The sequence below is a fragment of the Kribbella sp. C-35 genome, from assembly GCF_046549195.1.
Taxonomy (GTDB): domain Bacteria; phylum Actinomycetota; class Actinomycetes; order Propionibacteriales; family Kribbellaceae; genus Kribbella.
The window spans coordinates 449,453-476,139 of sequence record NZ_JAJPWG010000005.1 but is presented as its reverse complement, the minus strand read 5'-3'; the positions used below and the strand labels follow the sequence as shown (position 1 = coordinate 476,139).

Annotated in this window: 23 protein-coding genes; 9 read left to right on the top strand and 14 right to left on the bottom strand. The window is 68.4% G+C overall.

All coding sequences use genetic code 11. The annotated features are described in order from the left end of the window. Positions 1 to 20 precede the first annotated feature (20 nt). Together ACLJOO_RS32610 and ACLJOO_RS32605 are read right to left on the bottom strand one after the other, a co-directional pair. Complete coding sequence (locus ACLJOO_RS32610; RefSeq protein WP_410791475.1) at positions 21 to 1,982, bottom strand: hypothetical protein; 1,962 nt, start codon at positions 1,980 to 1,982, stop codon at positions 21 to 23. A 51-nt stretch (positions 1,983 to 2,033) separates the two neighbouring features. Next, positions 2,034 to 4,448 (bottom strand): transglycosylase domain-containing protein, encoded by a 2,415-nt coding sequence (locus ACLJOO_RS32605; RefSeq protein WP_410791473.1) that lies wholly within the window; start codon positions 4,446 to 4,448, stop codon positions 2,034 to 2,036. Between the two features lie 166 nt (positions 4,449 to 4,614). Here ACLJOO_RS32605 and ACLJOO_RS32600 point away from each other — a divergent pair, with 166 nt between their 5' ends. Beyond that, positions 4,615 to 5,514, top strand: coding sequence for a helix-turn-helix transcriptional regulator (locus ACLJOO_RS32600; RefSeq protein WP_410791472.1), 900 nt, complete (start codon positions 4,615 to 4,617; stop codon positions 5,512 to 5,514). On the opposite strand, the gene ACLJOO_RS32595 is transcribed toward ACLJOO_RS32600, so the two are convergent. Further along, entirely contained in the window at positions 5,428 to 7,716 is a 2,289-nt protein-coding gene (locus ACLJOO_RS32595; RefSeq protein ID WP_410791471.1) for a HelD family protein, read from the bottom strand. The genes ACLJOO_RS32600 and ACLJOO_RS32595 overlap by 87 nt on opposite strands. A gap of 147 nt (positions 7,717 to 7,863) precedes the next feature. Then, positions 7,864 to 8,355 (bottom strand): TetR/AcrR family transcriptional regulator, encoded by a 492-nt coding sequence (locus ACLJOO_RS32590; protein ID WP_410791470.1) that lies wholly within the window; start codon positions 8,353 to 8,355, stop codon positions 7,864 to 7,866. Positions 8,356 to 8,385: 30 nt separating this feature from the next. Here ACLJOO_RS32590 and ACLJOO_RS32585 point away from each other — a divergent pair, with 30 nt between their 5' ends. Beyond that, complete coding sequence (locus ACLJOO_RS32585) at positions 8,386 to 8,553, top strand: DoxX family protein (protein WP_410791469.1); 168 nt, start codon at positions 8,386 to 8,388, stop codon at positions 8,551 to 8,553. Positions 8,554 to 8,559: 6 nt separating this feature from the next. Here ACLJOO_RS32585 and ACLJOO_RS32580 read toward each other — a convergent pair whose 3' ends face one another. From ACLJOO_RS32580 to ACLJOO_RS32570, 3 genes are read right to left on the bottom strand one after another with little or no spacing between them, the layout of a single operon-like run. Then, a complete protein-coding gene (locus tag ACLJOO_RS32580) occupies positions 8,560 to 9,450 on the bottom strand; it encodes a carbohydrate ABC transporter permease (protein ID WP_410791468.1) in 891 nt (296 codons plus the stop codon). A gap of 1 nt (position 9,451) precedes the next feature. Continuing rightward, positions 9,452 to 10,393: a carbohydrate ABC transporter permease gene (locus tag ACLJOO_RS32575; protein ID WP_410791467.1), complete on the bottom strand. Its 942-nt coding sequence runs from the start codon at positions 10,391 to 10,393 to the stop codon at positions 9,452 to 9,454. Beyond that, complete coding sequence (locus ACLJOO_RS32570; RefSeq protein WP_410791466.1) at positions 10,390 to 11,742, bottom strand: extracellular solute-binding protein; 1,353 nt, start codon at positions 11,740 to 11,742, stop codon at positions 10,390 to 10,392. Before ACLJOO_RS32570 ends, ACLJOO_RS32575 begins: the two co-directional genes overlap by 4 nt. A 268-nt stretch (positions 11,743 to 12,010) precedes the next feature. Here ACLJOO_RS32570 and ACLJOO_RS32565 point away from each other — a divergent pair, with 268 nt between their 5' ends. Continuing rightward, positions 12,011 to 14,389, top strand: coding sequence for a glycoside hydrolase family 3 N-terminal domain-containing protein (locus ACLJOO_RS32565; protein ID WP_410791465.1), 2,379 nt, complete (start codon positions 12,011 to 12,013; stop codon positions 14,387 to 14,389). Positions 14,390 to 14,393: 4 nt separating this feature from the next. Next, positions 14,394 to 15,452 carry a LacI family DNA-binding transcriptional regulator gene (locus ACLJOO_RS32560; RefSeq protein WP_410791463.1) on the top strand — a complete coding sequence of 353 codons (1,059 nt, stop codon included), beginning with the start codon at positions 14,394 to 14,396 and terminating at the stop codon, positions 15,450 to 15,452. Here the strand turns inward: ACLJOO_RS32560 and ACLJOO_RS32555 are convergent, their stop codons facing one another. The 3 genes from ACLJOO_RS32555 to ACLJOO_RS32545 are packed head-to-tail and all read right to left on the bottom strand — an operon-like array spanning position 15,453 to position 18,119. Continuing rightward, on the bottom strand, positions 15,453 to 16,109 hold the full coding sequence (locus tag ACLJOO_RS32555) for a hypothetical protein (RefSeq protein ID WP_410791462.1): 657 nt from the start codon (positions 16,107 to 16,109) through the stop codon (positions 15,453 to 15,455). Next, positions 16,106 to 16,933 carry an ATP-binding cassette domain-containing protein gene (locus ACLJOO_RS32550; RefSeq protein WP_410791461.1) on the bottom strand — a complete coding sequence of 276 codons (828 nt, stop codon included), beginning with the start codon at positions 16,931 to 16,933 and terminating at the stop codon, positions 16,106 to 16,108. Before ACLJOO_RS32550 ends, ACLJOO_RS32555 begins: the two co-directional genes overlap by 4 nt. Continuing rightward, on the bottom strand, positions 16,872 to 18,119 hold the full coding sequence (locus ACLJOO_RS32545; RefSeq protein WP_410791460.1) for a hypothetical protein: 1,248 nt from the start codon (positions 18,117 to 18,119) through the stop codon (positions 16,872 to 16,874). Before ACLJOO_RS32545 ends, ACLJOO_RS32550 begins: the two co-directional genes overlap by 62 nt. Positions 18,120 to 18,178: 59 nt before the next feature. Between ACLJOO_RS32545 and ACLJOO_RS32540 the strand changes: the two genes are divergently transcribed. Then, on the top strand, positions 18,179 to 19,150 hold the full coding sequence (locus tag ACLJOO_RS32540) for an ArsR/SmtB family transcription factor (RefSeq protein WP_410791459.1): 972 nt from the start codon (positions 18,179 to 18,181) through the stop codon (positions 19,148 to 19,150). 18 nt (positions 19,151 to 19,168) lie between these two features. Here the strand turns inward: ACLJOO_RS32540 and ACLJOO_RS32535 are convergent, their stop codons facing one another. Beyond that, positions 19,169 to 21,568 carry a beta-glucosidase family protein gene (locus tag ACLJOO_RS32535; protein WP_410791458.1) on the bottom strand — a complete coding sequence of 800 codons (2,400 nt, stop codon included), beginning with the start codon at positions 21,566 to 21,568 and terminating at the stop codon, positions 19,169 to 19,171. 46 nt (positions 21,569 to 21,614) lie between these two features. Between ACLJOO_RS32535 and ACLJOO_RS32530 the strand changes: the two genes are divergently transcribed. From ACLJOO_RS32530 to ACLJOO_RS32515, 4 genes are all read left to right on the top strand, one after another. Then, a complete protein-coding gene (locus ACLJOO_RS32530) occupies positions 21,615 to 22,199 on the top strand; it encodes a TetR/AcrR family transcriptional regulator (protein ID WP_410791457.1) in 585 nt (194 codons plus the stop codon). Positions 22,200 to 22,202: 3 nt separating this feature from the next. Continuing rightward, positions 22,203 to 23,006, top strand: coding sequence for a CPBP family intramembrane glutamic endopeptidase (locus ACLJOO_RS32525; RefSeq protein WP_410791455.1), 804 nt, complete (start codon positions 22,203 to 22,205; stop codon positions 23,004 to 23,006). A 91-nt stretch (positions 23,007 to 23,097) separates the two neighbouring features. Then, positions 23,098 to 23,403: a hypothetical protein gene (locus ACLJOO_RS32520; RefSeq protein ID WP_410791454.1), complete on the top strand. Its 306-nt coding sequence runs from the start codon at positions 23,098 to 23,100 to the stop codon at positions 23,401 to 23,403. Between the two features lie 47 nt (positions 23,404 to 23,450). After that, a complete protein-coding gene (locus tag ACLJOO_RS32515) occupies positions 23,451 to 23,972 on the top strand; it encodes a GNAT family N-acetyltransferase (protein ID WP_410791453.1) in 522 nt (173 codons plus the stop codon). A gap of 17 nt (positions 23,973 to 23,989) precedes the next feature. Here ACLJOO_RS32515 and ACLJOO_RS32510 read toward each other — a convergent pair whose 3' ends face one another. From ACLJOO_RS32510 to ACLJOO_RS32500, 3 genes are read right to left on the bottom strand one after another with little or no spacing between them, the layout of a single operon-like run. Continuing rightward, positions 23,990 to 24,721, bottom strand: a complete 732-nt coding sequence (locus ACLJOO_RS32510; RefSeq protein WP_410791451.1) for an amidohydrolase family protein — start codon at positions 24,719 to 24,721, stop codon at positions 23,990 to 23,992. Further along, entirely contained in the window at positions 24,715 to 25,443 is a 729-nt protein-coding gene (locus tag ACLJOO_RS32505; RefSeq protein WP_410791450.1) for a hypothetical protein, read from the bottom strand. The genes ACLJOO_RS32510 and ACLJOO_RS32505 overlap by 7 nt, the downstream gene beginning before the upstream one ends. Then, complete coding sequence (locus tag ACLJOO_RS32500) at positions 25,440 to 26,672, bottom strand: DegT/DnrJ/EryC1/StrS family aminotransferase (RefSeq protein WP_410791449.1); 1,233 nt, start codon at positions 26,670 to 26,672, stop codon at positions 25,440 to 25,442. The genes ACLJOO_RS32505 and ACLJOO_RS32500 overlap by 4 nt, the downstream gene beginning before the upstream one ends. Positions 26,673 to 26,687: the final 15 nt, after the last annotated feature.

The following is a 26,687-nucleotide window of genomic DNA, read 5'->3' as shown; positions in this document are numbered from 1 at the left end:
GTTGACCCCCAGCCTAGTGATCACCCGACGGAGCGCAGAAACAGGGACTGGCCTGTGTCGGTCTTGGTGGCGTCTACGCCGCCGGACTTCGTGAAGCCGTCTTGTTCGTGACCGGCCCAGTCGGCGATCGGTTTGGTGCTCTGGGTGAGGTGCTGGTACGTCGTTCCGTTCCAGCCGAACTGGTAGATCGTGTGGGCGTTGGCGAGGTACGGCTGGTACGGACCGGCCGCCTTTGCCTGCTTCGTCAGGGTGTTGTTGAAGAAGACGTTCTGCGGGCCGGTCGCGCCGGACCACTTGACGGCCTTCTGGCCGGCGCCCCACCAGATCGGGTACCAGGTGGAGTCGTCCTTCTGCTCGCCGCCCTCGCCGCCGCAGTTCGACTTGCAGTTCGCGGAGCGGTGCTCGTACGGGACGTGCACCGTGTTCAGTTCGAACAGGTTGCGGCGTTCCCAGCCGCCGTGCAGGTTCAGGTCCGAGTCCAGGTCGTTGCCGATGACAACATTGCCGGAGGCGGACCATTGCAGCGTGAGGTGGCGCAGGCCGCGGGAGATGTTGCCGGCGTACACCGAGTCCCAGACCCGTGAGCCGCGCAGGTACCCGTTGCCGCCCTTGCCCTTGTTCCACGCGCCGTCGAAGACGTTGTCCTGGATCTGCAGGTTCTTCGCCTCCTCGGTGACGATCGCGTGCGAGCCGGTCATCGTGGTCCGGATGCCGCGCACCCACGAGTTCACCGCCCACTTCAGCACGACGCCGTGCATCTCGTCCGCCGGCGCGAGGTTGCCGTAGTTGTGAACAGCGTCCGCGGCCTTGGCATCGACCGGCTGGGTGAGCGAGAAGTTCTCCAGCCCGACCCCGAGCACCGGATCGACGAGCGGCGACAGCTTCGACGCATACGACTTGTTCTCGATCTTCTCCGACCCGTCCGAGGTCGAGTCGACCGGTACGTCGTACTCCAGCGGCTTGTCGATCGTGATGGTGTGCTGTGCCTCGTCGACGGCCTTGACGGTGAAGATCTGCTGCCGCATGTGCAGGTTCTGCAACTCGTGCTCGGTCGGCAGCGCCTGCTGCTGCTCGTAGAACTTCATCGTGTTCGCGGCCCGCACGTTCACGTACCCGCCGGGCTTCACGGTGTCGAGCTTCGCCTTCTCGTCGAGGTAGATCACCGTGTCACCGGCCTTCGCGGAGAACCCGGCGCCACCGGGCTTCTCGCGCAGCTTCAGGCCCGCCTTCCAGTGCACGTTGACCGTGCCCTCGAAGAGATCCTTGCGGTTCGCGGGCGCCTTCTCGTACGCCTCCTGGTAGTCCGGATCGACGCCCCGGCTCTGCACCCGGAACAACCCGCGACCCGGCCACAGCCAGCCGCCGGTGCCGTCCTCGAACTCCATCCCGTCCTCGTCCCAGTCGCCGCCGTCCTTGGTGAGCGCGTCGTACCGGGTGTTCTCGTCCGGACGGAACACAAACCGGGTCTTGTCGGCGCCGGCGCCGCGGATGATCAGGTAGTCGGCGTCGACGCCGAGCTGTTTCGACACATCGAGCTGACCCGCGGGCAGCTCGATCAGCGACAGCTTGTCGTACGACGCCTGCTCCGAGCAGCCCGTCCGGATCGCGTCGATCGCCTTCTGGAGACCGTCGGAGTCGTCCTTCGAGTCGTCCGGTGTCACGCCGTACTCGCTCGCCAGCCGGTCCGCGCCGATCGTGCACTTCTGGTCGGGGTTGACCTTCGCGTCATCGGGCAGGCCGGCGCCTTCGCGGTACCCGGCCTTGCTCCAGTCCGGGAGACCGGGGATCGGTGCCCGACGGTTCGTTGCGGACAGGTTCAGTTTGGGCAGCTTGGCGGTGACCGGGGCCGCGCTCGGGACCGGCGCCGTACCGCTCGCGGACGACGGCTCGTCCCTCGTCAGGAGGACCACGATCACCGTGGCGATCAACGCCCCGAGGACGAAACCGATCAGACCTGTGACCGCGAGCTTGCGACGCCGCACACCCTCACCCCTCGTTCGGTTTGCACCCTGAACGGTAGGCGAGAACCAGGGTCAGCCGCGCCTGCACTTGGGGTAGCGCGGATCCCACGGCATGCAGGTCGGGAGCCCGGGCGGCGGCTTGATGGTCGGCGGCGTCACGGGTGGCGTCGGCGGGGTGACCGGCGGTGTCGGCGGCAGGGCCTTGCTGCCGTTGGAGATGTACAGCAGGACCGTCGCGCCGTCGGGCGCGCCGTCCTCCTGCCGCGGATTCGTCCAGGCGACCGTGCCGGCCGGCGCGTCCGAGTCGACCTGCGGGCCGTGACTCATCTGCACCTTGAAGCCCATCGACAGCAGCTTCGCGGCCGCGTCCGCGGGCGTCATGCCCTTCAGGTACGGCAGGTCCTTCACCTTGCCGCGGATGATGATGTCGTCCGGCTTCACGAACTTGGTGGTCGGCAACCCCTGCAACGCACCCTGCATCGCGGCCTCCCAGATCGGTCCGGCGGTGCCGGAACCCGAGGCGTCCCTGAGCTCCTTGCCGTTGAAGATCTGGTCGATCAGGTTCTCCGCCGGCGGGTCGGCGTCGGCGACCACGGACGCGGCCGCGAGCTTCGACGAGTACCCGGAGAACCAGACGGCCTGGTTCTCCTGGATGGTGCCTGTCTTGCCGGCCAGGTCGCTGTTCCCGAACTTCAGCTTGGCGCCGGTACCGCCCTTCGCCATCACCTGCTGCAGCACGTAGTTGACACCGTCCGCGACGCCCGGCGACAGCACCCGGTGGCAGTTCGGGCCGGGCGTCGGGATCGCCTTGCCGGTCTTCAGCGAGGTGATCGACGTGACGATCTGCGGGTTGCAGTACATGCCGCGGGCGGCGAACGTCGCGTACGCGTTGGACAGCATCAGCGGCGTGATCAAACCCGCCGAGCCGAGCGTGAACGAGACCACCTGCTGCAGCGGTTTCAGCGTCTGCGCGTCGAACATGCCGAGCTGGGAGGCGATCGTGGTGATCGGGCAGAGACCGATCTGCTGGGACAACTGCAGGAAGTACGTGTTGGTCGAGGCACGGGCCGCGTCGACCATCGACGGGTCGAGGACGGTCTTCGTGGAGTTCTTCGGGTTGTACGAGTCGACCGAGATCGGGCCGTTACAGGTACTGAAGTTCTGGCCGCCGAGGCTGATCGTCTGCGGCGAGCGGATCCGGTACGTCGTCGGCACGCCCTTGCCGATCGCGGCGGCGATCGTGAACGCCTTCATCGTCGACCCGTTCTGGAACCCGCCGAACCCGCCGGCGTAGGACTTCTCGACGTTGTAGTTGTACGCCGTCTGCCCCTTCTTCGCGCCGTACGGGCGGCTCTGCGCCATCGCCTTCACCAGACCGGTGCCCGGCTCGACCATCGTGATCGCGGCGACGGCTTGGTCGCCGGCCTTCGAATGCTGCGCGATCGCGGACTGGGCGGCGGCCTGCGTCTTCCTGTCCAGCGAGGTCTTGATCACCAGGCCGGCGGTCTCGATGTAGTTCTCGCGTTCCTCCGGCGTCTTGCCGAACGCACTGTTCGCCTTGAGCTTGGAGACGACGTACTCGCAGAAGAACGGGTACGTCGAGTTCGCGCAGCCGCTCGGGATCACGCGGACCTTCTTGGGGTCGATCACCGGGGTCTTGATCGCGTCCCGGGCCTCCTTGGCGGTGATGATGTTCAGCTCGTTCATCCGGCGCAGGACGACGTCGCGACGGGCCTTCGCGCGCAGCGGGCTGTCGATCGGGTCGTACCCGGTCGGGTTCTTCACCAGGCCGGCCAGCATCGCGGCCTGCGGCAGGTTCAGCTTGGCGGCGTGGACGCCGAAGTAGTGCATCGCCGCGGCCTCGACGCCGTACGAACGGTCACCGAAGAAGGCCAGGTTCAGGTAGCGGTTCAGGATCTCCGTCTTCGGGATCTCCTTCTCGACCGCGATCGCGTAGCGCAGCTCGGCGATCTTCCGCTCGTAGGTCTCGGCGGTGGCGTCCTTGACCTCTTCTGGCGTGCGGGCCTTGTTGATCAGGCTCAGCTTCACGTACTGCTGGGTGATGCTCGAGCCGCCCTGGGAGACCCCGCCGGACGACTGGTTGCGCAGCAGCGCGCGCAGGGTGCCTTTGAAGTCCAGCGCGCCGTGTTCGTAGAACCGGTCGTCCTCGATCGCGACGATCGCCTTCAGCATCACGGGGCTGATCGCCTTCAGCGAGACCGGCGTCCGGTTCTGCTGGTACAGCGTCGCGATGACCTTGCCGTCCGCGGCCTGGATGATCGACTTCTGCGCAAGCGGCGCCGTCTGCAGGTCCTGGGGCAGGAACTGCACCGTCTCGTGCGCCTTGGCCGTAGTCACGCCGGCCAGCCCGGCGAAGGGGAGGGCCAGACCGGCGGTCAACGCTCCAGCGAGCGCGCTGACCACGAGGAACACGAACACGGACCACACGACATTGGGCCGCTTGGCCCGCCGCTCGCCTCTGTGCATGGTTGGGCAGATTACGTGAGGAGAGTGCTTTCCGGGAGTCTCCTCGTTACGGAATTTACACATTAGCCCAACGATCTCACCGTCAGTAACCAAACCTTCACTACCCGACGATCATCCCAGCCCCCAACCAACCCTCGGATCTGCACCGGTCCGTAGGCTGGACGCTATGGACCACCGAGCCGAGATCAAGGAGTTCCTCAGCTCCCGCCGCGCCCGGCTCACTCCCGAGCGTGCCGGCCTGCCGGCGTACGGCGGCAACCGTCGCGTGAAAGGGCTGCGGCGCGAAGAGGTCGCCCTGCTGGCCGGCGTCTCGGTGGACTACTACGTGCGGATGGAGCGCGGGAACCTGGCCGGCGCGTCCGGCGGCGTTCTGGAGGCGCTCGCCCGGGCGTTGCAGCTGGACGAGGCCGAGCGCGACCATCTGTTCACGCTCGCCCGCGAGTCGGACGCCACTCCGGTACGTCGACGCGCGGCGACGAAAGGTATTCGCCCGGCCCTGCAACAGGTCCTCGACACGATCACCGACGCGCCGGCGTGGATCCGGAACGGCCACCTGGACATCCTCGCGGCGAACCAGCTGTCGCGGGCGCTGTACGCCTCGATGTTCGCCGACCCGCGTCGGCCGGCGAACACCGCCCGGTTCACGTTCCTGGATCCGGCCTCGCAGGAGTTCTTCGTGGACTGGGAGCGGGCCGCCGACGACATCGCCGCCGTACTGCGGCTGCAAGCGGGCAAGAACCCTCACGACAAGGCGCTCAGTGATCTGATCGGTGAGCTGTCCACCCGCAGCGAGACGTTCCGGGCACGCTGGGCCGACCACAACGTCCGCTTCCACCGCTCGGGTCGCAAGAAGCTGCACCACCCGGTCGTCGGCGACCTCGAGATCGACTTCGAGGCCATGGAATTCCCGTCCGACCCCGGCCTCACCCTGATCGTCTACACCGCCCCAGCCACCTCGCCGACCGCGGACGCCTTCAAACTACTCGCCAGCTGGTCCGCCACCCAAGAACCACGGAGTATGTCGTACCTGAGTGAGCACGTCCGGGAGGTTGCCGATGATTGTTAGGCGTTTGGTGGCTCGGGTGATGCCTACGTAGAGGTCGGAGAGGCCGCGGTCGGATTCCGTGACGATGGTGGCGGGGTCGGCGATCAGGACGGCGTCGAATTCGAGGCCTTTGGACTGCGGTACGTCGAGTAGGGCGACGGCGTTGTCGAGGACCGCGGGATCGTGGCTGTGGGCAACGTTTGGTAGTGCGGCGGCGAACTCGTCGTACCGTGAGGCCGGCACGATGACCGCCAGGCGGCCGTCGCCGACCGCGGCCTGCTCGAACTTGATCTGGGTTCGGAGGGCGTCCGTGAGACATCCGTCGGGGACAGGGTCGATGAACGGCTCGACGCCGGTCTCCCGGACCGAGGTCGGTGGTGTCAGTGCCGGGTCGATGGCGGCGAGGACGTCGGCGGCGATCGTCATGATCTCGGACGGGGTGCGGTAGTTGACGGTCAGTTCGGCGGTGCGCCAGCGGCGGGCGGCGTACCGGTCGAGGCGTTCGGCCCAGGACCGTACGCCGGCGGCCGAACCTGTCTGCGCGATGTCGCCGACGATCGTCATCGACCGACGCGGGCTGCGGCGCATCAGCATCCGCCAGTCCATCGCGGACAGCTCCTGCGCCTCGTCGACGATCACGTGGCCGAACACCCAGTTGCGGTCGTACGCCGCGCCCTCGGCGCTACTCGCCGGGCGGTTGAACACGCGCGTGCGCTGGGCGATCAGATCCTTGAACTGCTCGATCTCCCACGGCTCGATCGTGATCCGCTCGGCGGTCAGCTCGATGTCGACGATGCCACGGGCGTACTGCCGGCCCGCCTCCTCGGCGGCAGCGTCTTCGGCCGCCTGGCGCTTGCGTCCGACAACGACGTCCGCGGTCTCACCGAGCAACTCGGCCGCTTCGTCGAGCAGGGCGGCGTCCGACGGAGTCCAGTCCGCGGCGAGTGGTCGCAGTACGGCGGAACGCTCGGACTGACTGAGATGCGGTGCCGCGGCGGCGAGCCGGTCGTCCGAGGAGAACAGCACCGAGACGAGGAGCTGCGGTGTGAGTTCGGGCCACAACTGGTCGAGGAGCTCGAGGACCTGGTCGTCGTCGAACAGTTCCTGCTGGATGTCCTCGATGTCCGCGTCCCCGACGTACTGCCGGCCGATGCGGTCGACCACCTGGTTGGTGAGGATCTTGAGGACGCGCCGGACGAACAGCGGTCGGGCCCGGTTGTGCAGGGGCTGCGCCGCGAGCGCACCTTGTTGTGCTTTGCGGATCGCGTCAGGGCGCAGTACGAGCTCGTCCTGGTTGATCTTCAGGTGGATCGGCTTGGCCGGGACGACCCGGAAGCCGGCGATCGCCTGCGCGATCACGTCGGCCATCGCCAGGTTGCCCTTGATCCGGGCCGCCTCGGCCGGCTCCGGCACGGTCGCCGCGACGCCCGGGAACATCTCGCTGATCGTCGCGAGGACGACGTCGGTCTCACCGAGCGAGGGGAGTACCTGGTCGATGTAGCGCAGGAACGTGCTGTTGGGGCCCACGACGAGTACGCCGCTCCGGCCGAGCTGCTCGCGATGCGTGTAGAGCAGGTACGCCGCTCTGTGCAGCGCGACCACGGTCTTGCCGGTACCCGGACCGCCCTGCACGACGAGCACCCCGGGCAGGCCGGACCGGATGATCTCGTCCTGCTCGGACTGGATCGTCGCGACGATCTCGTTCATCCGGCCGGTGCGGCTCGCGCTGAGCGACGAGAGCAGCGCCGCCTCGCCGATCAGCGTGCTGCGTTCGCCGTCGTCGATCGCGTCGGCGTCGAGGAGGTCGTCGTCGACCCCGACCACGGTCCGGCCGTGCAGCCGGATGTGCCGGCGGCGTTTGACGCCGAGCGGCTGGGCCGCGGTGGCCCGGTAGAACACCTGCGCGACCGGCGTCCGCCAGTCGATCAGCAGCGGGTTGTAGTCGTCGTCGAACAGTCCTATACGGCCGATGTGGAACCGTTCGCCGGCGGTTTCGTCGATCCGCCCGAAACACAATCCGCGTTCCACCGACGACAATTGCGAGAACCGTCCGGAGAACAGATCCGTGAACGACTCCCGCTCCGACCAGGCCTGATCCGTCTCGGTGGTTTCCTCGGCCTGCACGCGGCCCAGGTCGCCGCGTGCCTTTTCGCGCAGCACATCGAGCCGCTCGTACATGATCGTCACTTCGCCTTGCTCTGCAGCGATCTCCTGCTCCAGCACCCCTGCCCCCGATCCCTTGCACAAACCCGAAGAGTTTGATAATCTGTTCCTAGAAGCCCGAAGAGGGCTTCTTTTTTGTTTTACGGCACAAACACCCCACGGTACCTTTTTGGGTGATTTACCGCAAGGGATTCAGGACGCGCCGGATCACGTCCGCCACCATGCCGCGCGGAATGGGGCGGTGGGCAACGAAGTGCCGATAGAAGAACGGCTGGTCAGCAGGTCGGTGGTCAGTTCGGGGTCTGTGTCGGGCGGTAGCTCGCCGCGCTCCCGGCCGCGTTCGAGCACTGTGAGCAGGGGCTCGCGGCGGCGGTTGGTCAGGTCTGTGTGGAGTTTCGAGAGGGCAGGGTCGCGCTCGGCGGCGTCGATGAACGCGGCGAGCAGCCGAGGGAACGGCGTACGTTCCAGCAGGGTCACGAACGCGGTCAGGATCTCGGTGACGTCCTTGGTGACCGACCCGGTGTCAGGTGTGGGGAACGGGCGGTAGGTCGCGTCCATCGCGTCCACCAGCAGTGCGCCGGTGGTCGGCCAGCGGCGGTACAGCGTGGCCTTGCTCGCGCCGGCGCGCCGTGCGACGGCCTCCATCGTGAACCCGGCCAGCCCGGCTTCGTCGAGTACGTCGAGTGCGGCCGTCAGCATCCGCTGCCGGGCGCCGTCTCCGCGCGAGACATGCCGCGGCTGAAGGAGTGGGCGTACGCCGGCGTCCTGATCAACATGACCGGCGCGGCGGCCTCGAACGCCGCCGCACACCAGTACACCGGGATGATCGCCCCCGCCGCCTTCGCCGTACTGGCGCTTGCGTCGTGGGCGATCCGTCCCGGGACCAGGAGGTTGTGACGTGCTCTAGCGGCTGAAGCCCGTGGTGAGGCCGCTGAGCAGTTGCCGGCGGCTCACGGCGTACAGGATGACGACCGGCAGCGTGGTGAGGACGACGGACGCCAGGACTGCCGGGACGTTGACGCTGTACTGGCCCTGGAACGTCCACAATGCCAGCGGGAGGGTGCGCTTGTCGGGGCTCTGGGTGAGGATCAGGGGCAGCAGGAAACCGTTCCAGACGCCGAGGCCGTTGTAGATGCTGACCGTGACGAGCGCGGGCCGGGTGAGCGGCAGTGCGAGCTTGCGCATCATGCCCCATTCGGTGGCGCCGTCCACGCGCATGGACTCGAACAGTTCCTTGGGTACGTCGCGGATGAAGTTCGCCAGCACCAGCACGGACAGCGGGATCGAGAACGCGATCGACGGCAGGATCAGCGCCAGCAGACTGTCGTACAGATGCATCCGGATGATCAGCAGGTACACCGGGATGATCGTGGCCTGCAGCGGGATCGCCAGCCCCATCAGGAACAGACCGTTGACCCCGGCAAGGAACTTGCTGCCGGCGCCGCGGATGATCGCGTACGCCGCCATGAACGAGATCGCGATCGCGGGGAGGATCGTCCCCACGGTGACGATGATGCTGTTCAGGAAGTACCGCGGGAAGTCGGACTCGATGACCAGCTTGTAGTTGTTCGTCGTCGGCGCGGACGGGAGCGCGAACGGGTTCTGGGTGAAGTACGCGCTCTGGTCCTTGAAGCTGGTGACGACGATCCAGTACAGCGGGATGAGCACGATCCCCAGCCAGATCCAGCCGGCCAGTCCGCCGAACCAGTTCAGCTGGAGAAGTTTGCGCGCGCGAAACGATGGGCTGCGCACCGGGCTGGTCGCCGTACCCGAGCTGCTGGTAGCCACAGCCATGTCACGCACCTTCCTGCTGGCTTGCCGTCGTACTGCCGCCGAGCCGGCGCAGCAGTAGGGCGAGTGCCAGGCCGAGCAGCACGATGAGGGCGGCGATCACGCTCGCCGGGCCCATCTGGTTGGACATGAAGCCCCGCTTGTACATGTCGAGGGCGAGGACGCGCGTCGCGTCGCCGGGACCGCCCGCGGTCAGGACGAAGATCAGGTCGAAGAACGTCAGCGAGCCGACCACCATCAGGGTGGACGACGTGATGATCGTGTACTTCAGCTGCGGCACGGTGATGCTGAAGAACTGCCGGATCCGGCCGGCGCCGTCGATCGAGGCCGCCTCGTACATCGTGGTCGGGATCGCTCGCACGCCGCCTTGGTAGATCAGCGAGTGGAACGGGATGAACTGCCAGGACACGATGAAGATCACCACGCCGACCGCGAGGTTGCTCTTGCCGAGCCAGTCCTGGGTGAGGAAGCCGAGGTGCAGGCCCGGGCCGAGCCCGAAGTTCGGGTCGAGCAGGGCCTTGTAGGTGATCGCGATCGCGGCCGAGCTGAGCAGCAGCGGGATGAAGTAGAGGACGGCGAGGAACGCGCGGTACCGCTGCCGCCCGGCGAGGAACGTGCCGAGCAGCAGGCTCATCGGGGTCTGCACCAGCCATGACAGGATCATGATCTCGAAGGTCACCAGGATGCTGCGCGGCAACTGGGAGTCGGACAGGACCGACTTCCAGTTCGACAGCCCCGCGTTGTGGATCGCGCCGAGGCCGTCCCACTGGGTGAAGCTCAGCACGAGTACGCCGACCAGTGGGACGACCCCGAACACGGTGAACAGGATGAGCGCGGGCAGCACCATCCAGGCGACCGGACCGCTCCGCCCGACCCCGGACGATCCGGTGCCGGACGAGACTGTGCGGCCGGTCGCCGGTGCAGTGGGCGGGGCGGTCACACTCACTGGCCGATCACCGCGTTCATGTTCGTGGCGAACTGCTGCGGGGAGATCGACAGCTGGAAGAGCTTGGCGATGTTGTCGAGCAGCGTCTCGGCCTGGGTCGGGCTGAGCGCCTGGTCCCACGACTGCGCGAAGTTCTTCGCGTTCGCCGCGGTGTCGTAGACGAAGTTCAGCCAGGCGGAGTCGTTCTTGTCGGTGATCGACGCGAGCTTGTCCTTCGCGCTCTTCACGACCGGGATGTTGCCGGACTTCACCCAGGCGTCCACCGTGGCGTCGTCGAGGGTGTTGTTCGCGATGAACTTCTTCGCGGTCGCCTTCTCGGCGTCCGTTGCCTTGGACGAGATCGACATGTACTGACCAGGGTTGCCGACGGTGTCGCTCGGGTCGCCCTTGCCGCCGTCGTACGGCGGGAAGTTCATGTAGCCCATGTGCCCACCGGTCACGAAGTCGCCACCAGCAGTCTTCATGTTCCCGTAGGTCCAGGCGCCGTGCAGCATCATCGCGGCCTTGCCGGTGTAGAGCAGGGCCTGGTCGGCGTTGGAGTCGGCGGTGATCGAGGAGAAGCCCTTGATGAAGCCGTTCGCCTTGATCAGGTTCTGCATCTCCTCGAGCGCCTTCAGCGCGGACGGGTCGGACCAGCCGTCCTTCTTGCCGTCGAAGATGTTCTGGAAGACCTCGGCGCCGCCGATCCGGTCGAAGAGGAACTCCAGCCACATCATGTTGGTCCAGCGCGACTGCCCGCCGAGCGAGAACGGCGCGATGCCCTTCTCGTTGAACTTGGGCACCAGCGCCATGATGTCCTGCCACGACTTCGGGGGCTCGGCGCCGATCTTCTCGAACGCGCGCTTGTCGTAGAACAGCACGATGGGCGTCACGGTCTCGCCCGGCACCGCGTAGATCTTGCCGTTGACGGTCGCCGCCGTGAAGGCGGACGGGAAGATCGAGTTCTTCAGGTCGGCCTGGTCCTTGGTGAGCCAGTCGGTCAGGTCCTCGACCTGGCCCGCCTCGACGTACGCCTTCAGGCCGCCGCCGCCCCAGCCCCAGATCAGCGTCGGCCCCTGGCCGGCGCCGATGGCGGTCTTGATCTTGGCCTTGAACGCGTCGTTCTGGAACTCGGTGGTCTTGAGTTTGGTGTCCGGGTTCGCGTCGTTGAACCGCTTGACCTGCGCCTCGCGGATGGCCTGCTGCGGCTGGCCGGTGAGGAACCAGTACGTCGCCCCGCTGCCCGCGCCGCCGGCTCCGGCGGTCGAACCGGGCGTGCTCTTCGGGCCGGAGCTGCCGCACGCGGCGAGGCCGGCCGCCAGTGCGCCGCCACCGACGAAACCTAGAAAGGTCCGTCGGGATGTCGTCATGGGATCCACAGTGATCTCCGTCGTCCGTGCTGCCCCCACAGGTTGCGGAAGCACCTGCCGATATGACTTGTTTTCGAAACATAGATTTCGGAGATAGTGCTGTCAAGACTTGAACTAAGCTGACTTTGGGGTCACAGTGAGGTCACGTAATCGCCTGTTAGCACAGGGGATTCATCGATCTACGGCGGATCGGCCGGGTCGACCGGAGGGTATCGAAAAGTTTTCGATAATTGCTCACCGAATGGAACGTTCATCAAGGGAGATTTTCTTGTCCATCTCGACTGACCGGCCCTGGCGCGACCCGGCGCTGCCCGCCGCGGAGCGGGCGGAGTTGCTGCTGGCGGCGATGACGCTGGAGGAGAAGATCGCGCAGCTCGGCAGCCGCTGGGCCGGTAACGACATGGCCGATGCGGAGCTCGCTGAGCGGTCGCCGGACGAGACGATCAACGTGGCGCCGATGGAGGACGTGTTCTCGGTCGGCGGTTCGCTGTCGCTGGCGGACGCGAGTCGCGACGGGCTCGGTCATCTCACCCGGGTCTGGGGCAGTTACCCGCAGACGGTCGAGCAGGGTATCGCCGAGGTTGTCAGGCAGCACGAGGTGGTGCTGAAGGAGTCGCGGCTCGGTGTGCCGGCGCTGGTCCACGAGGAGTGCCTCACGGGATTCACGACGTACGGCGCGACTGTCTATCCGGCCTCGATCGCCTGGGGTGCGACGTTCGACCCGTCGCTGGTCGAGCGGATGGCGGCGGCGATCGGGCGCGACATGGCAGCGGTCGGCGTGCATCAAGGACTGTCGCCGGTGCTCGACGTCGTGCGTGACTACCGCTGGGGCCGCGTCGAGGAGACGATGGGCGAGGACCCTTATCTGGTGGGGATCCTGGGTTCGGCGTACGTGCGTGGTCTGCAGAGCGCGGGCGTCGTCGCGACGCTCAAGCACTTCGCCGGGTACTCCGCGTCGCGCGCCGGACGGAACCACGGGCCGGTGTCGATGGGGCGTCGCGAGTTGCTGGACATCATCCTGCCGACGTTCGAGACCGCGATCGCGACGGCCGGCGCCGGGTCGGTGATGAGCTCGTACGCCGACCTCGACGGGCTGCCCGCGAGCGCGGATCCGTGGCTGTTCACCGACGTACTGCGGGAGGAGTGGGGCTTCGGGGGGACGGTCGTCTCGGACTACTGGGCGGTGCCGTTCCTGGCGTCGATGCACCGGGTGGCGGCGGACAACGCGGACGCGGGGGTCCTCGCGTTGACGGCCGGGACCGACGTCGAACTGCCGGACACGATCGGGTACCTGAGCCTGCTGGACAAGGTGAAGGCGGGGGAGGTGTCCGAGGAGCTGATCGACCGGGCGGCGCGGCGGGTGCTGCTGCAGAAGGCCGAGCTCGGTCTGCTGGACGAGGACTGGACACCTGAGGGTTCGGTGCAGTCCGGTGTCGATCTGGATTCGGCTGTCAATCGGGCCCTTGCGGGTGAGCTTGCAGAGAAGTCGGTCGTGTTGCTGGACGCCGGCTCGGTGCTTCCGCTGTCGGGTGTCGCGAAGGTCGCCGTGGTGGGTCCCTGCGCGGATGACCCGCGGACGTTGATGGGCTGCTACGCGTTCCCGAATCACGTGCTTCCGCGGTATCCCGAGCGTGGGCCGGGGATCTCGATCGCTTCCCCGCTCGATGCCTTGCGCAACGAGTTGGCCGGCGTCGAGGTTACGTACGCCAAGGGTTGTGAGGTCATCGGGGACGATCGCTCCGGATTCGCCGCGGCTGTTGCTGCGGCTGAGGACTCGGAGGTGTGTGTCGTCTTCGTGGGTGACCTGTCCGGGCTGTTCGGGCACGGGACCTCGGGCGAAGGATGTGACGCGGAGGATCTGCGGCTGCCTGGTGTGCAGGGTGACCTGCTGGACGCGTTGCTCGACACAGGGCGACCCGTTGTCGTGGTGGTGGTGTCGGGGCGGCCTTACGCGCTGGGATTGTTCGCGGATCGGGCCGCCGGGTTGGTGCAGGCGTTCCTCCCGGGGCAGGAGGGTGCGGCGGCGATTGCCGGCGTACTGAGTGGGCGGATCGTGCCGAGCGGGAAGCTGCCGGTGCAGATCCCACGGCATGTGGGTGGGCAGCCCGGTACGTACCTGCAGCCGGCGCTCGGGAGTGTCGAGAGCGCGGGCATCAGCGGGCTCGAGACCCGGCCGCTGTATCCGTTCGGGTACGGGGCGTCGTACACGGACTTCACGATCGCCGATCTCCGGTTGAGCGTGCCGGAGATCGGCAACGAGGGCGAGTTCACGGCCACCGTACGGGTGACGAACACGGGTGACCGCGGCGGCGACGAGGTCGTGCAGCTGTACCTGCGCGACGTTGTCGCCCGGGTCGCCCGGCCGTTGAAGCTGCTGACGGGGTTCGCGCGGGTGTCGCTCGAACCCGGTCGGGCGGCCGACGTCACGTTCCGGGTACACGCCGATCGCACGGCGTACACAGGCCCCGATCTGCGCCGGATCGTCGAGCCCGGGGACGTCGAAGTGATGGTGGGCACGTCGTCGCTGGACCTGCCGTGTCGTGGCATGCTGCGGATCATCGGGGATGTGAGGGTGGTCGGACACGACCGGGTCCTGACGACACCGGTGACGATCAGCTTTGTGAGCGACGACGGTGGAGGAGGGTGATGAGATGTCGCCGCTGAAGGGTCGCGTCACCCTGGCCACGGTGGCCGGATCGGCCGGTGTCTCGGTCGCGACGGTCTCCAAGGTGCTGAACGGGCGCAGCGACGTCTCGCCGTCGACCCGGGCCCGCGTCCAGGACGTCCTCGCGAAGCACGGGTACGTCGGGCGCCGCCCGGACACGGTGCACCGGGAGACGATCGAGCTGTTCTACCAAGGCGTCGTCAACGCCTACTCGGTCGAGGTGATCCAGGGCGTGGTCGAGGCCGGTCAGGCGGCCGGCGTCGACGTCGTGATGACCTCGCATCCGAAGCATCCGCCGACCGGGAGCGGCAGCGCGACACCAGGCCGGGCGGCCGGCTGGATCCGGCAGCTGATCGCCAGCGGGCGCCGGGCCGCGATCGGCGTCACCAGCGAGCTGTCCGCCGCCGACCTGGCCGCGCTGTCCCGGGCCAGGTTGCCGCTGGTGATCATCGATCCCGCGAACACCCCGGAGCCCGACGTGATCAGCGTCGGCTCGACGAACTTCGCCGGCGGGATGGCGGCAGCGCAGCACCTGCTGTCCCTCGGCCACCGCCGGATCGGATACGTCGGGGGTCCGCCGACGTCCGGCTGCAACCAGGCCCGGCTGAGCGGCTACCGCAGCGCGATGGAGTCGATCGGCGCCGGCGTACCGGCCGAGTACATCTGGATGAGCGACTTCCTGTACGACGACGGGCTGGCCGGCGGCACCAAGCTGCTCGACCTGCCGGAGCGGCCGACCGCGATCTTCGCGGGCAGCGACGAGGTCGCGCTCGGGATCCTGGAGGCGGCGCGGGCGCGCGGCCTGCGGGTACCGCAAGATCTCAGCGTGGTCGGCTTCGACGACACCGAGGTCGCCCGGCTCGCCTCGCCGCCGCTCACCACGGTTCGGCAGCCGCTGCGCGAGATGGGCGCAGTCGCCGTACGGACCGCGCTGCAGCTGGCCGCAGGGGAGCCCGTCGCGTCACATCACGTCGAGCTGGCGACCACCCTGATCATCCGCGGCTCAGCCGCCCCGCACGGCCTGTCGGCGGTCGCTGCTTCCTGATCATTCCTTGCGGTCGGCGAGGAGCTTCGTCGCGAGGACGGCGGCCGACAGGAGGATCGCGGAGAGCGCGGCCAGGAGCGTGAGCGGTACGGCGTTCGCGCCGGCTGACTTCTCGTCGGAAAGCACGGTCATGATCGGGCGGATCGGGGAGATCCAGCGGAGCAGCAGTACGGCGAGGATCGCGGCGGCCGCGGTGAGCATCGCGACCCCGATCCGCGGGATCACGAGACGCGAGCAGAGCAGGCCGATCGCGATCCCGATCATCGCCGCACCGAGTTGCGCGGCCGCTCCGACGGCGAGGTCGCCTGCGGTGACGACGTGCTTGCCGGTGAGGATCGGGTAGACGAGCCCGATCACCAGGAGCGGTACGCACCAGGTGATCACCACGGCGACCGTCATCGTCAGGACACGCAGCGAGCTGCCGATCATCACCAGCGTGATCTTCCGCTGGGTCGGGTCCTCGTGGTTGACGATGCTGACGGTGAGCCAGGTCGTGCAGACGAGCATCGCAAGCACACAGAACGCGTACGACGACTGCAGCGGGCCGTTGTCCGACGTCGTACCGACGGCCATCGCGGCGAGGAAGATCAGCGTCGGCGGAAGGTACCGCTGGGAGAGCAGGACGCTGGTCAGCAGGTAACGGTAGAGAGCGCTCACTCCGGTTTCACCTGCCGCACGCTGACGACCGACCACCCGTGGTTCAGCGCGGTCAGTAGCGCGGCGTCGTGCCGCCCGGTCGGCAGCAGCACAGTCACGCCGCTTTCAGCACGCCGTACCTCCAGCACGTCCGCGTGACGTTCCCAGTCGACGCCCGCGCCGTTCAACTGGGTGGGGATCAGGTGGAGTTCGGTGAGGGCGGTTTGTTGGCGCAGTGAGGTGAGTCGGCCGTGGTCGAGTGCGCAGACGCGGGTTGCGGTTGAGCGGACGACTTCGGCGGAGTGTTCGGTGAAGGCGACTGCGGCGCCTTGTTCCGCGGTCTCGGTGAGGAGCTCGCGCAGGGTCGAGTGAGCGGTCGCGTCGAGGCCGGCCCAGGGTTCGTCGAGAACGAGCAGCTGTGGTGGATCGAGCAGCGCCTGCGCCAGCGCGACCTTCTGCGCGTTGCCTTTCGACAGTTTGCGCATCGGGGTGTCCGCGCCGCCCGAGAGCGCAAGTCGGTCGAGCAACTCGAGAGAGCGGTCTCTCGCCGTTCTCGTACCGAGTCCACGGATCCGCCCCATATGCCGCAGGTACGCCGAGGCCGACAGCCGATCGTGCGACGTGAACACATCGGGCACATAGCTGACGACGTCGGCAGTGCGATGCACCGTTCCCGCGGACGGTCGCGACAGGCCGACCATCAGCCGCAGCACGGTCGACTTGCCGGAACCGTTCGCGCCGACCAAGGCCAGCAGTTCACCGGCGTTCAGTTGCAGGTCGACGTCAGCCAGGATCTCCCGGCGTCCGTACCGTTTGGAGACCTTCCGCAACCGAACCACTTCCATGCGCCGAGCCTATCCAGCGCGCGGGCCGCATCACGCGGTGCAGCGGGCGGGTGAGGATGATCGACACCAGCAGCGAGGCCGCAGCGAACGTGGCGATCGCCGGGGCCGGCGCGGTCAGGTCGGCGAGCGCTCCCGCCAGGATCGCGACCACACCGAAGGTCGTCATCCGCAGCGCGGACTCCAATCCGAGGACCTGGCCTCGTAGCGCGCCCGGGGCCAGCTCGACCAGCACCTCCTGCTGCGCAAGCGAAGCCGAGTAACCGCTGCTCCCGAGAGCGACCAAGACGCAGAGGATCGCGATCGGCAGATCGAACAGGAAACCGAGAAACGGTACCGCCAGCACGAACCGGAGAACCTGTCCCGCGATCCGGCGACCCTCGGGCGTCAGGAAACGGCCGACCACGAGATCGCCGGTCATCATCCCGGCGGCACCGGCGGCGAGCAACCAGCCGGCGCGGGATCCGGCGTACGGGACGAACAGCGCCTCGCAGCCGACGATCAGGCCGTTCGGGAGCGTGAGCGCAAGCAGCAACGGGCGGATGCGGGTCAGAGAAAGGAGAGAGCGGTTGCCGCGCCACGTCTCGGCGAGGCCGGTCCGCGCGATCCTGCGCGGGGCGCGATCGTGGAGGCCGAAGCGGATGACCGGTACCACGAGGGCGGCGCAGGCGGTCGCGATCCAGAGCACGGTCGACGGGGCGACCGCCTGCAGGAGAACGCCCGCGATGCCGAAGCCGGCGATCTGCATCGCGCCGACCGACAGGTTCATCGCGGACCTGCCGAGGACGAACTGGTCGGAGTGCACGACGTCGCCGAGCAGCCCCCAGCGGACGCCGGCCCCGATCGAGAGCCCGTACGCGACCGCGAGCGACAGGACGAGCCGGAGACCGGCGGAGAGCCCGAACGCGGCTTGGATGCCGACCGCAACGGTCGAGAGAACCGAGAGCAGCGTGAGCACCTGGCGGGGACGCGCCGTGTCCGCCGCGGACATCAGCGTGGAAACGCCGAGAACCTGCGCGAGTGACGGTCCGAACATGACGGTCGCCGCGAGTAACGCGGATCCGGTCGCGGCGTCGACCAGGATCGCGAGCGTCAGGCTGGTCATCGTCGAGGACGCGTTGCCCAGCGCGCTGCTGATCCAGAGGTTCCGGAACTCCCGGTTGGCGAAGATCGCCCGGTACGTACTCATGGTCCGCAGCATCGACCGCCGTTCCCGCGTCGCCTACAGTTTCGGGTGGAGGCGAAACGTTGTCCGAGTTCCTGGTCGATGCCGACACCCTCGTGAACGCGCGGTTCGGTACGTCGCAGCTGACCGAGACCGTGTCCGCGCTGAAGCTGCTGCGGGCGCCGGTCGAGCCGTGGTTCCGGCCGTGGAAGGACGCGCACGTGGGCGCGTTCCAGGCTGCGTTGGCGGCCGAGCCGGTGTGGGCGGCGCTCCTGGACGCTGCCTTCGGGTACAGCTGGGCGGCGGACTTCCTCACCGTGCCGCCGCTGGAGCCCGATCTCACCATCGAGGAGGAGCTGGAGTACCTGACGTCGCTGGACGACGATCACATCCGCGCGGATCTGAGCGTCGTACGGACGCCGTTGCCGGAGATCCTGCTCTCGTCGACCGGGCTGGCCGCGGAGGCGGCCGAGTTGCTGCGGTGGGTGTGGCGGACGACGGTCGAGCCGGACTGGCCGCGGCGGTTGCGGGTGCTGCAGGCCGATGTCGTGTCGCGGACGTCGCGTCTCAGCGAGCAGGGGTGGTCCGGCGTACTGCGAGGACTCGGACCCGATGTGCGGTGGCTCGGCGACGGACGGATCCAGGTGAACCGCTGGGACTACCCGCCGACCGACGTCCGCGGGCGCGACCTGATGTTCATCGCGGCGCACACCCAACGCGTCAACGTCAGCTGGCGGCTGCCGGATCGGTTCGCGCTGACCTATCCCGTGACCGGCATCTTCGCGACAACGGAAACGCCGGACGAACCGCTGGCGCAGCTGCTCGGCCGCAACCGCGCCCGCATCCTGGTCGAGGCCGCCGAGCCGGTGAGCACAACGTTGCTCGTGGCCACCACCGGTCTGTCCCTCGCCACCATCTCCGACCACCTGCGCGTGCTGACCGACGCCGGCTTGCTCGAACGCCGCCGTTCTGGCCGATCAGTCCTGTACTGGCAGTCCGACACCGGCCGCCGGGTTGTCCGGCGACCGGCGTCGAACCGCCCCGAGCCCCGATGAGCTCGTACAGCCGGGCAGCTAACGGACCTCGAGCTCCGTGGAGAGCGGTAGGTCCGAAACCGACGAGCCGGCTCGGATCGTGAAGGCACCGGGCTCCGTGGCCCATTCGTTGTCCCAGTGCTCAAAGGCGTGCTCGTGCAGGCCGATCGTGATCTCGCGCGCCTGACCCGCATCGAGACGGACGACGCCGAACCCGGCCAGCCAGCGGGCGGGACGGTCGAGAGCGCTCTCCGCGCGTTCCACGTACACCTGGACGACGTGCTTGCCGGCGCGGTCGCCGGTGTTGCGCACGGTCAGCGCGACGGACGACGGGTCGTTCGCGCGCAGATCGGAGAGCTCCCAGGTGGTGTACCCGAGACCGTGACCGAACTCGTACGCCGGCTCGGTGCCTGCCTTGAGCCAGGCGCGATACCCGATGTGGATGCCCTCGTCGTACCGCACGACGCCGTCCTCCGGGGTCACGTTGATGACCGGGACGTCCTGCTGCTCACGCGGCCACGTGGTCGGGAGACGACCGCCCGGCTCGGTACGGCCGAGGAGAACGTCGGAGAGCGCGTCCCCGTATTCCTGACCGCCGAAGTACGTCGCCAGCACCGCGGCGACGTCGTCCCGCCAGGGGAGGAGGACCGGGGATCCTGCGTTCACGACCACGACCGTTCGCGGGTTCGCGGCCGCGACCGCGCGGACCAGGTCGTCCTGCCGGCCCGGGAGCGCGAGCGAGGTCCGGTCGTAGCCTTCGGACTCGACCTTCGAGTTGGTGCCGACGACAACCAGCGCCACGTCGGCGGCCCGCGCCGCGGCGACGGCCTCGTCGATCAGAGCCTGCGGGTCGTCATTGCTCGGTTCGACACCGACGGTGATGCTGAGCGCGTTACTCAGGCCGCCTTCGACCTTGGGCAGGTCGAGCTCGACGCGTACGTCGATCGGCGTGCCGGCGGTGACCTCGAGCGGCGTGGAGATCGACGGCGGGGAGAGCAGCGCGGCGCCCAGGTCGTTGCCGACCGGGACCGCGGTGTCCTCGCGGAGGAGCTTGCCGTCGGCAAAGATCCGCCCCTGGCCGACCGACGCGAAGCCGAGCTGGATCGCGCCGGACTCGCTCGGCGTCCACGTGGTGCGGAACTCGAAGACCGCCGACTCGCCGATCGGCGCGTTGCCGCCGAGGTACACGAGCGCGCTGGAGAAACGGTCCTCGGCGAACAATTCGGTCCCGTCGGCGCCGAGGAACCGCACGCGGGCGCCCGGCTCTCCGGACTGCGGGTTGGTCATCGTGGCCGGCGGGAGCTCGGCGACACCCTCCTGGACGATGGCTCCGATCGAGTACGTGACCTCGACGTCCGGGAGGGCGGCGCGGAGACCGTCGAGCGGTGAGACCACGGCCGACGGGATCACGGTCGCGCTGCCGCCACCCTGCGTCCGGGCGTCGCGCGCGTTGTGGCCGATGACCGCGACGCGCTGGAGACCGCTCCACGGCAGTTCGTTCCTGTTCGCGAGGAGGACCGTGCCTTCCGCGGCCGCCGTACGGGCGAAGGCGATGCCGTCGACCTGCGGCGGGTCGGCCGGCTTCTCGAAGCCTTCGAGGGCACCGACGCGGGCCGCGAGTGCGAGGAGGCGACGGACCTTGCGGTCGATCGTGTCCTCCTTGATCTCACCGGAGCGGACGGCCTCGACGAGCGCGTCGCCCCACGCCCCGACCGGGCCGGGCATCGCCAGGTCCTGCGAGTGCTTGGCGCTCTCCAGGCTGCGTACGGCGGTCCAGTCGCTGACGACGACACCGTCGAAGCCCCAGTCGGTGTTGAGCGGGGTCTCGAGCAGGTCGTTCTCTGACGCGGTCGCGCCGTTGATCGAGTTGTAGGCGCTCATCACCAGCCACGCCTTCGACTCGGTCACCGCTTTCTCGAAGGCCAGCAGGTACACCTCGCGCAGCGTGCGTTCGTCGACCACCACGTTCGCGGTGAAGCGGTCGGTCTCGAAGTCGTTCGCCACGTAGTGCTTCGGGGTGGCGCCGACGCCGAGCTCCTGTACGCCGGCGACGTACGCCGCGGCCAGGTCCGCGGTCAGGACCGGGTCCTCGCTGAACGCCTCGAAGTGCCGGCCGCCGAGCGGGGAACGGTGCAGGTTGATCGTCGGGCCGAGCACCACGTCGACGTTCTTCCGGCGCGCCTCGAGCGCCGACACTACGCCGTACCGATGGGCGATGCCGACGTCCCAGGACGACGAGAGAGCGGTTGCTGACGGGAGATTCAGCGACGGGTCGCGCTCGTCCCAGACCGCGCCGCGGACGCCGCTGGGGCCGTCGGACAGCACCATCGAACGCAGCCCGATCGCAGGCAGCGGGTGGGTGGACCAGAAGTCCTGGCCGGTCAGGATCCGGACCTTCTCCTCCAGGGAGAGCCGGCCGAGCAGGTCGTCGAAGTTCATGGCGACGACTGTACGTCTGAAAACCAAGTGATGCTAGGTTTTGAAAATGGCAAATTCCCGGGGCCCGTACGCGAAAGGCGTCGCCAAGCGCGCCGAGATCCTGCGGGCCGCGCTGGAGGTGATCGCGCGGCACGGGTACCGGAAGACGTCGACGCGCGAACTGGCCGCGGCGGCCGGGCTCAGCGAGGCCGGGATGCTGCACTACTTCGGCTCGAAGGAGCAGCTGTTCGAGGCGGTGCTGCGGGCCCGGGACGAGGCCGATAGGGCGCGTTTCGAGACCGGTGACCCGATCGACAACCTGACCGCGATCGTCCGCCACAACGGGTCGGTGCCTGGCCTTGTGCAGTTGTACTCGACGTTCTCCGCCGAGGCGGGCGACCCGGAACACGGCTCTCACGAGTACTTCGTCGAGCGGTACGCCGGGATCCGGGAGGCTCTCGCCGACGCGGTCCGCGCCCGTCAGGCCGCCGGAACGCTGAACGCATCGGCCGACCCGGAAACGATCGCGACCCTGCTGATCGCGCTCTCCGACGGTCTCCAGGTGCAGTCGCAGTACGAGCTGCGGGCCGACACCGCCGACGTCTTCAGCCACCTGCTCGACCTGCTGGGTGGTCCCACGCGGGATAGTTGAACCATGACGAACCCCGCCGACCACCCGCCCTCCTCGGCATCGGCTCCTCCGGCGGACGTCAGTCGGTCGGTGCTTTCGCGGGAGATCTGGTTGGTGCTCGCGTTGTCGCTCGGGGCGTCCGGGGTGGCGGCGATCATCTCGTTCACGGGGGTGCTGACGTCGTCGAAGCCGATCAGTGGGCAGACCGCCGTGATCGTCGGTTCGCGCGCGCCGGGCCGGCCGTGGCTGGATCTGGCGTGGCAGGTCTTCGCGGTGGTCACCGCCCTGGTGCCTGTCGCGCTGGTCGGGCACCTGCTGGCGCGGGGCAAGGAGTCGTTCCGGACGATCGGGTTCGACCTGCGCGACAGGATGCGCGACCTCGGCCGCGGTACGGCGATCGCTGCCGCCGTCGGGGGAGCGGGCCTGGTGTTCTACATCGGTGCACACGCGACCGGCGTGAACCTGACCGTCGACCCGTCGCAGCTGCCTGACGACTGGTGGCGGATCCCGATCCTGCTCGCGGTCTCCGCGCAGAACGCCGTACTCGAGGAGGTCATCGTGCTCGGGTACCTGAACCACCGGCTCGACCAACTCGGATGGTCGGTACGCCGGGCCACCGCGACCAGCTCGTTGCTGCGCGGTTCGTACCACCTCTACCAGGGGCTCGGCGGGTTCGCGGGAAACGTGGTCATGGGCGTGATCTTCACCTACCTGTACCGGCGGTGGGGCCGGATCATGCCGCTCGTCGTCGCGCACACCCTGATCGACACGACGGCCCTGATCGGGGCGACGTACCTGCTCGGCAAGGTGTCCTGGCTGCCCAGTTGAGAAATACACAGTTGAGAGTGGCCGGTTGAGATTTGGCCAACTGTAAAGACTGACACGTAACCGATCGGCGTCCGGACGGGTTGAGGATGACGTGACAGTCAACGGGGAAATCACGAGTCCGCCTGAGATCGACGCCGGACTCGCGGCCGCGGCGCTCGCCGTGTTCGCGCATCGGCACGAGGTCGTCCATCTGCTGTACGCCGCCACCGACGAGCCGGACGCGCTCGCCCGGATCGGCGGCCTGCTGAAGGTCGACGAGGCGGCCATCGCACGGGTTCTGGACCAGCCGCTGCGCTGGATGCTTCCGCAGTTCCGCGCCGAACTGGAGACGATCGCGGCGACGCCGGGCTCGCCCGGCGCCGCAACCGCGAGCGCGGCGGCCGCCTCGACCAACTGAGGCCGCAGCGCCGGCAGCGCGCACCGCTCCATCGGTAGGTTGGAGCGGTGCAGACGCATGGGCGGGACATTCTGGAGATCGCGGACGAACTGACCACGGCGTACGTCGAGGTGTTCACGGCGCCGCCGTTCGAGCAGCGCGATCCCGAGGAGACCCGGATCGCGTTCCGGAAACGGCTGGAGACGGACGCCGAGCGGGACGGGTTCCAGGCGTGGATCGAGCGGTCGGAGGACGGGCGGATCGCCGGGTTCCTGACCGGGTGGACGACGCCGGCGCCGTTCCGGACCGACCGGTCGTACGGGAGCGTGCTTGCCCGGATCGGTAGCGAGCAGGTCGAGGAGCTGCTGATCGGCGCGTACGAGGTGGACGAGCTCGGCGTACTGCAACACGCCCGCGGCACCGGCCTGGCCCGCCGCCTCCTCGAGACCGCCACCCAGGAGCGCGCCCGGGCCTGGCTCCTCGCCTGGAACCAGAACCACGACGCGATCGCCTTCTACCGCCACCTCGGCTGGCAGGAGCCCGAGGTCCGCGGCCCCGAAACCGACATCGTCGTCTTCGTCACCCCCTGACCATCCCCTGGTGTTGGTCAGAGGCCGAACAGGGCGGTGGCGTTGCGGTGGGTGACGGCCTCGTGTTCTTCGGGGGTGAGGTCGGCGGCTTCGAGGGCGCCGAGGGCTACCGACGGGTCGATCAGCGTGGCGTCGGTGCCGAACATCATCCGGCCGGGGTCGATCCGGTCCAGGATCCAGCGGATCCGGTTGGCCTCGGGCGCGGACCAGCAGGGCTCGAACCAGATCCGGTCGGAGCGGTCCGCCGCCTCGGGGACCCGGGGCCAGCCGGGCGCGCCCATGTGACCGGCGATCACCCGGGCGTCGGGGATCCGGGCCGCGACGTCGGCCAGGTCGACGACGGTGTCGTTCCAGGTGTGCACGAGTGTGGGCAGCCCGTACTCGGTGGTGAGCTCGATCGCGGCCTGCATCGCGGGCGAGGTCATCGGCGTCCGGCTGTACTCGGTGTGGATCTTGGCGCCGACCCATCGCGTCCGCCCGTCCCCGCCGAGCAGCTCGTCGAGATCGGTGCGGGCCTCCTCGAGGCGGCGCGGGTCGACGACGATCATCCCGCGCAGCCGCGGATCGGCCGGGAGTTGCTTGGCGAGAGAGCGGTTGCCGAGGGGCGCGTCGTACACGATGGCCTCGATCGCGGAAACCAGCTGGAGGTCGATGCCGAACCGGTCGAGCCCGTCGATGTTGGCGTCGATGCTCGCGACGTCCATCGAGAAGAACCACGGTCCCCAGTGGGCGTGTACGTCGATCAGCATGCGGGCTCCAGCAGGGTCGTGAGACTGCGGCTTCCGGCCTGGGCGATCTCGTCCGGGCTGAGCTTGGACGAGAGCAGCCTGCGGATCACCGAGCGAGTCTCGTGGAACGGCGTCCGGCACCCGAGCACGAGCCGCTCGGCGCCGACCTCCGCGGCCACGATCTCCAGCGAGTCCGGTCCGGTGAGCATCCGGGTCGACGTGTGGAACCCGGGTTCGGACCGGGCCAGCACCACGAAGTCGCCGAGGTAGTAGAAGTGCGTGTCGAGGAAGACCACGCGCGCGCCGAGCCCGCGCAGCGCCGGCCCGACCTTGCGGACGTCGCCCTCGGTGAAGATCGTCAGCCCGGCGTCGACGAGCAGTTGCGCGACATGCCCGAAGGCCGGGTACGTCGGCTCGACGCTCTGCGCGGTCGGCGCCAGCCGGATCGCCCGCGGCGGCGAGTCGCTCACCAGCAGACGCTCCAGTTCCTTCTCCGCGCCGAGCGGATCACGCAGGTCGAGCACCGGACACGTCGTCCAGCCGTTGCCGTCAGCAACCTGCCGCGCCTCGTCGTTCCCGGACGGTACGTCGAAGTGCACCGCGCGCAGCCCGGACACGACGCCGCCCGAGATACCGCTCTCCGCGAACACCTTCGCGACGTTCTCGGGCCGCCCCCAGCGCCCCGTCGTCACGTCGTGCCCGACCAGGATGTCGCAGTCGAGCAGCAGGGGAGAATCGGTCATGATGCCTTCCGGGACAGGGCGTTGTGGACCTTGCGGATCGCGGTGACGATGTCGTCGACGTCGGATTCGGTGTAGTTCTCGTTCCAGGCGAGGACGAGCAGCCGGCGGTCGATGAGTTCCTCGGCGTTCGGGCACAGGCCGGGCGGGTACGAGACGTCCTGCAGTGGGAACCCGGACTGACCGTACGTGATCCGCTCGCGGACCGCGGGTGCGGCGTACAGCGGGCTGGTCAGGTATCCGCCGTTCGCCGGCACGCCCTCGGCGGTCAGCGCGGCGGCCCATTCGCGCATGTCGCCGGCCGCCTCGGAGATGATCAGCGGGTACTGCCAGTACACATGGTCCTGCCCGTCGGGTGGGGCGGTGACCCCGGCCAGGTCAGCTATCCCGGCCGTGGCTCGCAATGCCGCCGTACGACGATCCTGGACGACGCCGCGCAGCCGGTTGAGCTGCGCTCGCGTGACCGAGGCGACGAGTTCGGTCATGCGGTAGTTGAGCGCGAGGAACAGGTAGGTCCGCTCGTCGGTGTCACGCGGCCAGCCCTTGTCGGCGAACAACCGCATCCGGCGCGCGCGCTGCGCGTCGTCGGTGACCGCCAGGCCGCCGTCGCCGGCGCTGATGTGCTTGGTCTGCTGGAGGCTGAAGCAGCCGATGTGCCCGATCCGGCCGGCGAACGTGTCGCCGACCGGCGCGAGGTATGCCTGCGCGCAGTCCTCGATCAGCAGGATCCCGTGCTGATCACAGAGCTCGCGCAACTCCCGGACGGCGGCCGGCTTTCCGAACAGGTGCACGACGATCACGGCCTTCGTGCGCGGCGTGATCGCGGCGGCCACGGTCTCGGGCGTCAGGTTTCCCGTGATCGGGTCGACGTCCGCGAACACCGGAACAGCGTTCTGCATCATGATCGGGAACACGGTGCCCATGTCGCTGATCGGCGTGGTGATGATCTCGTCGCCGGGATCCGGGTTCACGGCGGCGACGGCCAGGTGCAGCGCCGCCGTTCCCGAACTGCAGGCGACCGCGTGTCCCGCGCCGAGCAGGGACGCGAACTCCAGCTCGAGCGCGGGGACCTCCGTTCCCCAGGTGGCCGAGAGCATGCCGCTGCGCAGCACCCGCTCGACCGCCTTGACCTCGTCGTCGCCGAAGCGCCGGCCGCTGGCGTTCATCACCGACGGCAGCGGATCGGTGCGCACCGGCGTACCGCCGTCGCGCGCGAGCTGACTGTTCTCCATCTGACGAATCCTTTG